The organism is Psychrobacter sp. CX16 (assembly GCF_057396245.1).
In genome coordinates, this window is the sequence record NZ_JBXYJF010000033.1 from 24,939 (window position 1) to 35,209 (window position 10,271).

9 protein-coding genes are annotated in these 10,271 nt (G+C 41.2%); 5 read left to right on the forward strand and 4 right to left on the reverse strand.

The genetic code is table 11. The features are described from left to right. The first annotated feature begins 20 nt into the window (after positions 1 to 20). The 3 genes from AC2SLM_RS11075 to AC2SLM_RS11085 all read left to right on the forward strand — a co-directional run bounded on the left by AC2SLM_RS11075 (position 21) and on the right by AC2SLM_RS11085 (position 5,040). Positions 21 to 764 carry an amino acid ABC transporter ATP-binding protein gene (locus tag AC2SLM_RS11075; RefSeq protein WP_486553897.1) on the forward strand — a complete coding sequence of 248 codons (744 nt, stop codon included), beginning with the start codon at positions 21 to 23 and terminating at the stop codon, positions 762 to 764. Between the two features lie 349 nt (positions 765 to 1,113). Beyond that, a complete protein-coding gene (gene tynA, locus AC2SLM_RS11080; RefSeq protein ID WP_486553898.1) occupies positions 1,114 to 3,447 on the forward strand; it encodes a primary-amine oxidase in 2,334 nt (777 codons plus the stop codon). 171 nt (positions 3,448 to 3,618) lie between these two features. Further along, entirely contained in the window at positions 3,619 to 5,040 is a 1,422-nt protein-coding gene (locus AC2SLM_RS11085) for an aldehyde dehydrogenase family protein (RefSeq protein ID WP_486553899.1), read from the forward strand. Positions 5,041 to 5,243: 203 nt separating this feature from the next. Here the strand turns inward: AC2SLM_RS11085 and AC2SLM_RS11090 are convergent, their stop codons facing one another. The 4 genes from AC2SLM_RS11090 to AC2SLM_RS11105 all read right to left on the reverse strand — a co-directional run bounded on the left by AC2SLM_RS11090 (position 5,244) and on the right by AC2SLM_RS11105 (position 8,578). Beyond that, the gene (locus AC2SLM_RS11090) at positions 5,244 to 5,894 is read right to left on the reverse strand and encodes an anthranilate synthase component II (RefSeq protein WP_486553901.1); all 651 of its coding nucleotides are present in this window, start codon (positions 5,892 to 5,894) and stop codon (positions 5,244 to 5,246) included. A gap of 67 nt (positions 5,895 to 5,961) precedes the next feature. Further along, complete coding sequence (locus tag AC2SLM_RS11095) at positions 5,962 to 7,395, reverse strand: anthranilate synthase component I family protein (protein WP_486553903.1); 1,434 nt, start codon at positions 7,393 to 7,395, stop codon at positions 5,962 to 5,964. Positions 7,396 to 7,456: 61 nt separating this feature from the next. Then, positions 7,457 to 7,765 carry a Trp family transcriptional regulator gene (locus tag AC2SLM_RS11100; protein WP_486553905.1) on the reverse strand — a complete coding sequence of 103 codons (309 nt, stop codon included), beginning with the start codon at positions 7,763 to 7,765 and terminating at the stop codon, positions 7,457 to 7,459. Positions 7,766 to 7,972: 207 nt separating this feature from the next. Further along, positions 7,973 to 8,578 carry a hypothetical protein gene (locus AC2SLM_RS11105; protein ID WP_486553906.1) on the reverse strand — a complete coding sequence of 202 codons (606 nt, stop codon included), beginning with the start codon at positions 8,576 to 8,578 and terminating at the stop codon, positions 7,973 to 7,975. 187 nt (positions 8,579 to 8,765) lie between these two features. On the opposite strand from AC2SLM_RS11105, the gene AC2SLM_RS11110 reads away from it, so the two are divergent. Both AC2SLM_RS11110 and AC2SLM_RS11115 read left to right on the forward strand, forming a co-directional pair. Beyond that, entirely contained in the window at positions 8,766 to 9,872 is a 1,107-nt protein-coding gene (locus AC2SLM_RS11110; RefSeq protein ID WP_486553908.1) for a porin, read from the forward strand. A gap of 122 nt (positions 9,873 to 9,994) precedes the next feature. Next, positions 9,995 to 10,271 (forward strand): helix-turn-helix domain-containing protein (locus AC2SLM_RS11115; protein WP_486552358.1); only part of this gene is annotated, 277 nt, incomplete at its 3' end.

Consider the following 10,271-nt stretch of genomic DNA (forward strand, 5'->3'; position numbering starts at 1 on the left):
GTGTTTATCAGGATAAGACAATGATAAAAATAACCAATATCCAAAAAGCCTTTGAGGATAATGAAGTATTAAAAGGCATTGACTTAAATATCGAAAAGGGCAGTGTGGTGGTCATACTCGGGCCTTCTGGCTCTGGTAAAACCACCTTTTTAAGATGTCTCAATGCGCTTGAAGTACCAGAGAAGGGCGTTATTGAATTTACAGACGACAGCTTGAAAGTTGATTTTGAGGCTAATCCCTCTAAACAGCTAATGCGCAAACTTCAAAAAAAATCTGGCATGGTGTTTCAATCGTATAATCTATTCCCTCATAAAACAGCGTTAGAAAACCTTATGTTAGGGCCGGTGGTCGCTCAAGGTAAAGACAAACAAGAAACTCGGCAAAAGGCGTTAAAACTCCTTGATAAGGTAGGTCTTTCAGACAAAGTAGATTTATATCCCTTTCAATTATCAGGTGGTCAACAACAGCGAGTGGGGATTGCACGAGCCCTTGCAATAGAGCCTGATTTATTATTGTTTGATGAACCCACTTCTGCACTAGATCCAGAGCTGGTCAATGAGGTATTAAAAACCATGCAACAGCTCGCAGCTGAAGGTTGGACGATGGTTGTTGTGACCCATGAAATTAACTTTGCTCGTAATGTCGCTGATGTGGTGATGTTAATGGAAGATGGCTATGTCGTTGAAGTCGGTCCACCTGAGCAACTGTTTGAGCACTCTAAACATCCTCGAACCAGAGCGTTTTTACAGCGTATTAAGGTTTAGTGAAGATTTCATTCATAAAACGAGTTATTTGACAGATTGTACTAAATAGTAAAGTTGGATTATCAACTGATGCCCTTAAACGGTATTTGATAATATGATGACAAACAGACGAAATGGATTTCGTCTTAATAAACTGGATACATAGTTAGTTTGATTAGTGTTGACTCAAGTTAAATATATAACGTGAAAATTCATAAGGGTATCAACGTTTATAGACTTTAATAGACACTGGCATTATTTTTGCAATATTTTGTTTGTAATAACAATTTTGCGTTAAGCAGATAACGCTAACGCCGCTCACTAATGCTGCTAACTATAGTTTCCTTCTATAAATAATAAGGATATTTCAATGATTTACCGCAAAGCACACCGTCTCATTACCAATTCTAATACATCTACTAAAGTTGCAAATAATACAGATAAGACCCTCTCAAAATTATCAATAAAACCCTTAATAGCAGGGCTGCTGCTCGCTTTAAGCTCGCAAGTCATGGCGCATGGTCAATCTGCCAATATGGTGCCACTAGAAAAGGCAATGTCTGCGGCAGGTGCTGAAGTAGACTATGATAGCTATGCGGATGTCTACACTATTACCAAAAATTCAACTCGGGTTCAGATCAAACCCAATAGCAAGACCGCCATGGTAAATGGACAATCTTTAACCCTAAGTGCACCTTTAGTGGTCGATCATGGTCAAGCCTTAGTATTGGACACGTTGGCTAATGAGATTTTGCAATCCAACTTAGATCAAACGTTCAAAGTTGAACAAATTCCTCACCCCTTAAATGCGTTAACAGGTGATGAGATTCAACGAACGGTAAATATTATTAAGCAGGCCAAGCCAGAAGAGACGAATCTACGCTTTGCTGACATCAGACTGAAACCCCCTAAAAAAGAGGCCGTTTGGGATAGCGTACTTGAACAAAAGCCGATGACAGAGGATCGTATTGCAACTTTCACTATTTTAAAAGGCAACACTGTCTTTGAGGGTGAGGCTGACTTAACACGCAATCAGTTGACAAGTTGGAAAGTACATAATAATATCTTTGGCATGGTGTTAGTAGACGACTTTATGGCAGTTCAAGAAGCGATTCAAAGCAGTCAGGACTACAAGGAGGCGTTGGCTAAACGCGGCATTCATGATGTTACGAAGGTAGTTGGTACTCCTTTGACGGTAGGGTATTTTGGTAATCAAGATAATCTGGATAAACAGCTTCGAGTCCTTAAAATTGTCTCCTACTTAGATACCGGCGATGGCAACTACTGGGCACATCCTATCGAAAATCTAGTAGCCGTTATTGATTTAGATAAAAAAGAAATCATTAAAATAGAGGAGGGCAGTATTATTCCAGTACCGATGACTTCTAGAGCCATCGATGGTCGTGGACTAGCCCAATCTACTACTAAGCCGCTAAAAATCATTGAGCCTGAAGGAAAAAATTATACGATTACCGGACGCACAGTCGAGTGGAATAATTGGAAATTTCATATCGGATTTGACAGTCGTACCGGTGTTCAAATTAATACCGTCACTTATAATGATAAAGGCGAAGACCGTAAGATTTTGTATCAAGGTAATTTAGCCGGTATGGTAGTGCCATATGGTGATCCTGATATGGGCTGGTACTTCAAAGCGTATCTTGACTCTGGTGAATATGGGATGGGAACGTTAACCTCACCGCTTGAGAAAAACGTAGATGCGCCAAATAATGCGGTGATGCTCGATGCGGTGATACCAGATTATGAGGGTAAAACGTATACCATTCCTAATGCCATTGCCATATTTGAAAGGTATGCTGGGCCTGAGTACAAACACCAAGAAATGTTCCAAAAAAATGTCAGCATCGAGCGCCGCGAGCTAGTCGTTCGCTGGATCAGTACGATTGGCAACTACGACTATATATTTGATTGGGTATTCCAGCCAAACGGAACAATTGGTATTGATGCTGGTGCTACTGGTATTGAAGCGGTCAAAGGGGTGCTTGCTAAAACGATGCATGACCCTACTGCTGAAGAAGATACTCGCTATGGAACTTTGATTGATCATAATATCGTAGGCCCTACTCACCAGCACATCTACAACTTCCGACTTGATATGGACGTGGATGGAGAAACTAATTATATCACTCGTATAGATCCTGTCGTAAAACAAAATACTCGTGGCGGCCCTCGAACTAGCGCTATGGAAACCAATGAGAGAACAGTGCTAACAGAGCTTGGGGCAAAAGAGAACTTTGATCCTTCAACCATTCGCCTTATTAGTAACTCACAAAATGAAAATAGAATGGGTAATCCAGTGTCTTATCAGTTAATTCCCTTTGCCGGTGGTACGCATCCTGTCGCTAAAGGGGCTAATTTTGCAGAAGATGAGTGGTTATTTAAACGCTTAAGCTTTATGGATAAGCAAATTTGGGTCACGCAATACGATGACACTGAACTTTATCCTGAAGGAAAATATCCCAATCGATCTGACAGCGATACAGGTCTGGGTCAATACACTGCAGATAATGAAGATGTTCATAATGAGGACTTAGTCGTGTGGTTAACAACGGGGACAACCCATATTGCTCGTGCAGAAGAATGGCCAATTATGCCTACAGAGTGGGTAAATATACTGTTAAAGCCTTGGAATTATTTTGATGAAACACCCTCTCTTGAAGTAAACCAAGCTAAGGGTGAGTAATATTTATTAAAACATTTTAACGTCAACTTGCAAATCTTTAATATACGTGCTTGACTCCTAGAGCTTATACTATTGTGTACCGGATATTACATTTTTCGGTATAACGTTAAGATATATTTATTAATAACATTTAAAAAATAGAACTAATTAATAAAAATAAGGATTTTCTATATGAAAGAGTATAAATTAGTTATTAATGGAAATTTAGTCGATACCACTGACTATTTTGATGTAATAAACCCAGCTGATAAATCTGTCGTTGCGCGAGCTCCATTAGCGACTGAAAAAGAGTTAAATGACGCTGTTGCTGCTGCAAAAGAAGCTTTTCCTAGTTGGTCGGCGCTGGAACCTTCAGAGCGTCGTGAGATGTTATTAAAGCTTGCTGATGCGGTTGAAGAGAATGCCGATGAGTTGAAAACTCTACTAACCAAGGAACAGGGTAAACCATTAAAAGGGTTTGGTGATTTAGGTGCAGGATTTGAGTTTGATATGACTCTAAACTGGATCCGTACGACAGCAGATTTTGAATTACAGCCTGAAATTATTGAGGACAATGATACTTATAGAGTAGAGGTACACCATAAACCGTTAGGTGTTGTCGGCTCTATCACACCATGGAACTTCCCTTTAATGATTAGCATATGGCACATCATTCCGGCTATGCTAGCAGGTAATACTGTAGTAATGAAACCCTCAGAAATGACGCCTTTAACTATGCTGCGCTTTGGAGAAATTGCTCAAAAAATTCTTCCTCCTGGTGTGCTAAATATTGTTTCGGGTGCAGGTGAGCTTGGTTCATTAATAACAGGCCATGAAGATATACGTAAAATTGTATTTACGGGCTCCACTCCTACGGGTAAAGCTATCATGAAAAGTGCCTCAGGTAACTTAAAACGATTAACGCTCGAGCTTGGTGGTAATGATGCTGGTATCGTGTTGGACGATGTGGATGTTGAAGAAATCGCTCCTAAGATTTTCGGTTCTTCATTTATCAACAACGGACAAACTTGTGCTGCACTAAAACGTTTATACGTGCACGAATCTGTACATGATGAGTTATGTGAAGCGCTTACTAAGATCGCAACTAGTATGAAAAATGGTAACGGTTTAGATGATGATACCGACTTAGGCCCCCTTCAAAACGAAAAGCAATTTAATATTGTTAAAGATCTCGCGGAAGATGCCAAAAAACAAGGGGCAACTTTCCTTTGTGGTGGTGAAATCGTTAATGAAGAAGGTTTCTTCTATCCACCAACACTGGTTAGCAATATTAAAGACGGTACTAAACTGGTGGATACTGAACAGTTCGGTCCGATATTACCCATTATTAAATTTAGCACCATTGAAGAAGCTCTTGAGGGTGCAAATGGCCTTGAGATTGGCCTTGGCGGTTCTGTTTGGTCAAAAGATCTGGTTAAAGCCAATGAAGTCGCTGAAAAAATGGAATGTGGTACGGTTTGGATTAACAACCACGCTGCGGTATTACCGATAGCGCCTTTTGGGGGTGTTAAGCAGTCAGGTTTCGGTGTTGAATTTGGTGAAGAAGGGTTAGCTGAATACACTTCTGTTCACACGATTCATACTTATAAATAATTCATTCATGTTTTTATGGTTTTTTTTGTTGATCGTTTTAAATCATTGAATTGTTTTTAAATAAAAAAGGGTTAGTGCCTTTAGGCACTAACCCTTTTTTATTATGCCTCAACCCCTGTCTAAATGATTGTTAGTCAATCCAGAAAATTATCAGGCATTAAAGCGTTATTTTTCTGTATGAGATATACGTTTTCTGCTTGTCATTACTTTTGCAGTAAAAAGTTTGCCAGCAATCTTTTAGCACCTTCAGTAGCAAAGGACTCTGGGTGGCACTGTACGCCTTGAATCGGATACTCTTTATGACGCAGCCCCATGATTTGCTCACCGTTCTTCACGCACTCTATTAAGCTTTGATTGGCATAAGCCTCATTAGAGACAACAGAGGTAACCTCTAGGCACTGAGGTAAAGTATCGGCTTTGACCATCAATGAGTGATAACGCATGATGTCGATGTCTTGTGGCAAACCATTATAAACACCTTGTTGATTATGACGAATAGGGGAGGTTTTACCATGCATGGGCACGCCAGCACGTATCACATCTCCACCGAACACATGGGCAATGCCTTGCATACCTAAGCACACGCCTAATAGTGGTATGGTTGGGCCAAGCTCACGAATTACTTCAGCGCAAACACCAAAATAGGCTGGGTCATCTGGAGAGCCTGGGCCAGGGGAGATAATAATGCGATCGTAATTGGCATTTTTTATATCCTCTAAGCTGACCTCATTGTTACGCTTGACCGTTACTTGAGCCGCACTGTTTTGTGCCAATTCTGTCTGTAATATTTCGCCCACATATTGATATAAATTAAAGGTAAATGAGTCGTAGTTGTCTATGATAAGTACATTCATGGGTAGTCCTTGAAGATTTAGCTGTGTCTTTTTTTAACACTAAGATTTGGGTTGATTGAGAGTCAGGTTAGCTATTTGAACCCTCTTTATTGATAAAACTATCTAGTACCACTTTCATCGCAGATAATTTGCGCTGAATCTCCAAATACTCATCTTCAGGGTTTGAGTCATAGACGTTACCCCCGCAAGTTTGCGCATATGCCGTTTCGCCATTGATAAATAGACTGCGAATAGGAATTGCAAAAATACAGTCACCATTGAAATTAAATGAACCAAGCGCACCGCCGTAAGCACCGCGGCCATCGGGTTCTAATTCGTTAATAATTTTAATCGCTTCAATCTTTGGCGCACCTGATAACGTGCCAGCAGGAAAGTTGCTAGCTAATGCCGTAAACATATCCTCGTCTGGATGCAAAATACCCACAATCTCAGAGGAGATGTGTTGTACGTGTGAATAGCGTTTGATATCCATCAAGTTGCGGACTTTTACGGTACCAAAACGTGCCACTCGGCCAATGTCATTGCGGTGTAAATCAACCAGCATGTTGTGCTCGGCAATCTCTTTGGCATCGTTTAATAGGGCACGAGCAAGTTGACGGTCTTCCACCTCATCTTTACCACGCTTAGCGGTACCTGCCAGCGGATAGGTTTCCATCTCACCTTGACGTAAGCGGAATAATAACTCAGGTGAGGCACCGATAATGCGCTGCTCGCCAAATTTCATAAAGTACATGTGCGGTGACGGATTCACCTGACGCAGCTTTTCATAGATAGGAATATGGTCGCCGCTGATTTTATAGTTAGACTTAAACCCCACCTCGCACTGGAAGATACGCCCTGAGATAATGTCTTCTTTAACCTGCATAACCGCTTTGGCATGCTGCTCGCGGCTCATACCATCGCCTAAGAACTCAATATCCGGGTCAGTGTAGGCTGGCACCTCTTGTTGTAATAGCGCCTGAACCTTCTCAACACGGTTGTCTTGTTGCTCAGTTGGATAATAGAAATAGAAGATTTCACCGGTCATCTTATCGAGCGTCAGCCCATCTAAATAGACACCAAACTTAAAAGCTTCAAAATGCTCACTGGCTTTGGCATTCAAGCTTGGCTCTAAAAAGTTAACGCTGTCATAACCAAGATAACCAACGAGTCCGCCAGTCTGCTCACGGGCAATAACATGCTGAGGGGTAATGGTGCGTAGTAGTTGATACGGATTATCGGTTGTATAGTCAGTTACCTCACCGTTTTTATTATCAGTAATACGTAGGGTGTTACGATCAGGAGCGGCTACCGTCATTATTGGCGAGAAGCCAATCGCATGATGACGTGCCATATGACCTTCTGCGCCCAATGACTCAAGCAAATAACAGGTATCAAACTCGGCTTCAATACGCTTAAACAGCTCAAAGAAGTCAATATCTTGGGTAAGCTTGATGCGTATGGGTTTACTTGGAATATTAATAGGATTAGGATGAGGCTGATTAGAAGTCGCTGTACTCATAAAGAATGTCCAAAATAGTGGCTAAAGTATTTAAATTTAAGGGTTAACCTATTAATTGTTATTAGGTGCCTTTTGCATCGGGTTTGCTCTGACGGTGCGTGGCCAATAACTTATAAATGGCATTATTATCTTGCTGCTGTAAGGCTTTAGCGCCTCTTGAAACGGTAGCAATACCAACCCCTAATTGCTGTGAGATAGCGCGCTGGGTGATGCCTTGCTCTAATAAATCAAAGATACGAATACGATTAGCAATGTCTTGTTGCTCTTTGTCCGTCAGTAGCGCAGACAATACAGCATCAATCTCCTCATCTTGTGTAAGCTGAGATAAATGGGTCAGTAGGCTTTGATACGCTAAATTATGGGTTGTCATAATAAATCACTGTCTGTTAAATTTAATGGACGATAGGTATCTCTCGTCGATATGTTTCAGTATTCTAGTACAGTAGTACGATAATGTAAACCTTAAATATCATAAATAGCTGATATATAGATGGCATATAGGTGCCATAAAAAAGGCAACCGTATTGGCTGCCTCAATGTTATTAATCCGTCTATACAGAGCATGCAGCCTATCTACTTATTTTACGCAGCTTGGATCGAAGTCTTCATTGATTAAGATAGTGCGGCTGATACGACCTTGCTCATCTTTTTCATAATCGATGATAACCGGACGCCCTAAATCAGAGTCACAATTGGGTACCAAGACTTTCGGCGTCACATAGCGCATGCTGACGATATGAGCATCGTCAGGGATGCTAGCTGCGTTTTTAAACCAGCTTTTGTTTAAGCTATCAGAAGATTCGCCATAGAAGTCATCTCCATAGGCGAATAACTCATTACTTTGTGCCAAAAAGCAGCGGTTTGTTTGGTCCAATGACGATAACGGCTTAGGAGTGCGCTCATATAGATTGACCCACGTATTGTCTAACCCATATTTCTGGCCTTGTGCGGTAAGCTTGGTTAAATCGCAGCTGCCAGCCTGAAATGCAGCACTGATGTCTTTAATTTCTGTAGCACTAAACGCTTTCGGCTTACTCGGTGCGGCTTTTATTGTGGTGGATGAGGTAGAGGCGGGCGTGTTAATAGCGCCTTCAGATGGGGTGTTTGGCGTGGTGGCGCAGCCTGTCATTGCCAATAATAGCGGAGCATAACTGAGATAGTGCAAAGCATTAGGATAGTTCATGGATGATTCTCAACAACAGATTTAAACAGATACAGTCTGCGAACGACTAGACAATAAAATGGCATAATTATACTCAATAGCAGACTTTTTTGTGATTTATTAAAGGCGCTTTGGTTATAAAGCTTCTATATTTACATGTTATGATGAATTTTTGTTGCCTTTTATATTTATATTAATGAGTTGTCTTATGAAAAAGCAGGTTCTCGTTTCCGCTCTTACATGTTTATGCGCTTCACTTACCCATGCTGAGCCCAATTTATATGGCCGAATTTTTATGATTGCGGATTATAGCGACAATGAATTTGACAGTAATAATGACCGTCAATTAGGTAATGTACGCGGTGATGTCGACCAAGATAACTTTGAAATCAGCTCACATAAATCGGTTATTGGCTTAGAGGGCTCTGAACCAATGACTGCGACAACCGATGTGGTGTATAAGCTTGAGTATCAAGTCGATGTGGATGGTGACAGTGATACACTAGAGCATCGCACCACCTATCTGGGTTTAAGTAATAAAAACTATGGTGATGTCTTGGTGGGCCGTTATTTCTCGCCAGTGGATCAGATTAATAATGTAAGTGTAACCCAAGGTTATTGGGATAATCTAGGTACTACTGCATTACCGAGTGATAGTCGCCGGGTTGAAGCGCTGAATATGATAGATGCACCGCCTCGTGTGTCAAACTCAGTGACGTGGATGTCGCCTGAGTATGACAATCTACCGCTTAAATTTGTGGCTATGTATGTAGCCAATGAGACCTTCGATGACGAAGGCGGTAATGAGGGTTACGGGGGTGCGATTACCTTTGATCAAGGTAAAGGATTAAAGGCCAGTATCGGTTATGATAAAGATATTGAGCTTGCAGGCGACTTGGTACGCGGCACGGTTACTTATGACTTGAGTAAGATGACAAAGTTGCCAGTGACTTTGGGCGCTTTATATCAGCAAGCAGATTATGATAACCACTCGAAAAAAGAGAAGGGCTATGTGCTAAGCGCTAATATGGATGTCAATCGCTTCTCGCGACCGGCGACCGTCTATGTACAATACAACAACAGCTCAAACTTAGATGGTGTGGATAATGCCGACTCTGAGCAGGTTGTAGTCGGTGGTACTTACAATATCCGCAAAAATATCGTTGCTCACGCTTATGCCGGTTACAACAGCGCTGATGATGTGACAGGCGTGGTAGATATCACTCAAGATGCCAATGGTAATGAGCGGTTTATAACTGCCAACGGTGATACAGAGGTGCTAGCCATTGGCGCTGGCTTGCAGTACTTTTTCTAAAAGCAGCACACAGTATAAGTAATATAAAATAAGCAATATAAAAAAAGCACTTAGAGTTCTAAGTGCCTTTTTTGTTGTCAATGTCCCGTCCTAAAATAAGTTTACGAAAAGGAAGCTTATAAATGGACAAAGCAGAAAGATCAAGGGTTAAACGAACACAGAAAGATTACACACTCGGCTTTAAATTAGCTATTGTAGAGCAAGTAGAAAAAGGCGACATGACCTACAAACAAGCCCAAAAGCACTATGGCATACAAGGACGTAGTACCGTCCTAACTTGGCTTAGGAAACATGGTACATTAGACTGGAATACACCGCCAAAGAGCCTAAGAATGCCACACAAAGAAACCCCAGCCCAAATCATAAAAAGACTTGAGCGACAACTGGCTGATGAAAAAA

Excerpts from the sequence above, each read along its gene's own strand:
- AC2SLM_RS11090 (WP_486553901.1), bottom strand. The coding sequence starts at position 5,894 with ATGAATGTACTTATCATAGACAACTACGACTCATTTACCTTTAATTTA.
- AC2SLM_RS11095 (WP_486553903.1), bottom strand. The coding sequence starts at position 7,395 with ATGAGTACAGCGACTTCTAATCAGCCTCATCCTAATCCTATTAATATT.
- tynA (WP_486553898.1), top strand. The coding sequence starts at position 1,114 with ATGATTTACCGCAAAGCACACCGTCTCATTACCAATTCTAATACATCT.
- AC2SLM_RS11085 (WP_486553899.1), top strand. The coding sequence starts at position 3,619 with ATGAAAGAGTATAAATTAGTTATTAATGGAAATTTAGTCGATACCACT.
- AC2SLM_RS11110 (WP_486553908.1), top strand. The coding sequence starts at position 8,766 with ATGAAAAAGCAGGTTCTCGTTTCCGCTCTTACATGTTTATGCGCTTCA.
- AC2SLM_RS11075 (WP_486553897.1), top strand. The coding sequence starts at position 21 with ATGATAAAAATAACCAATATCCAAAAAGCCTTTGAGGATAATGAAGTA.
- AC2SLM_RS11100 (WP_486553905.1), bottom strand. The coding sequence starts at position 7,765 with ATGACAACCCATAATTTAGCGTATCAAAGCCTACTGACCCATTTATCT.
- AC2SLM_RS11105 (WP_486553906.1), bottom strand. The coding sequence starts at position 8,578 with ATGAACTATCCTAATGCTTTGCACTATCTCAGTTATGCTCCGCTATTA.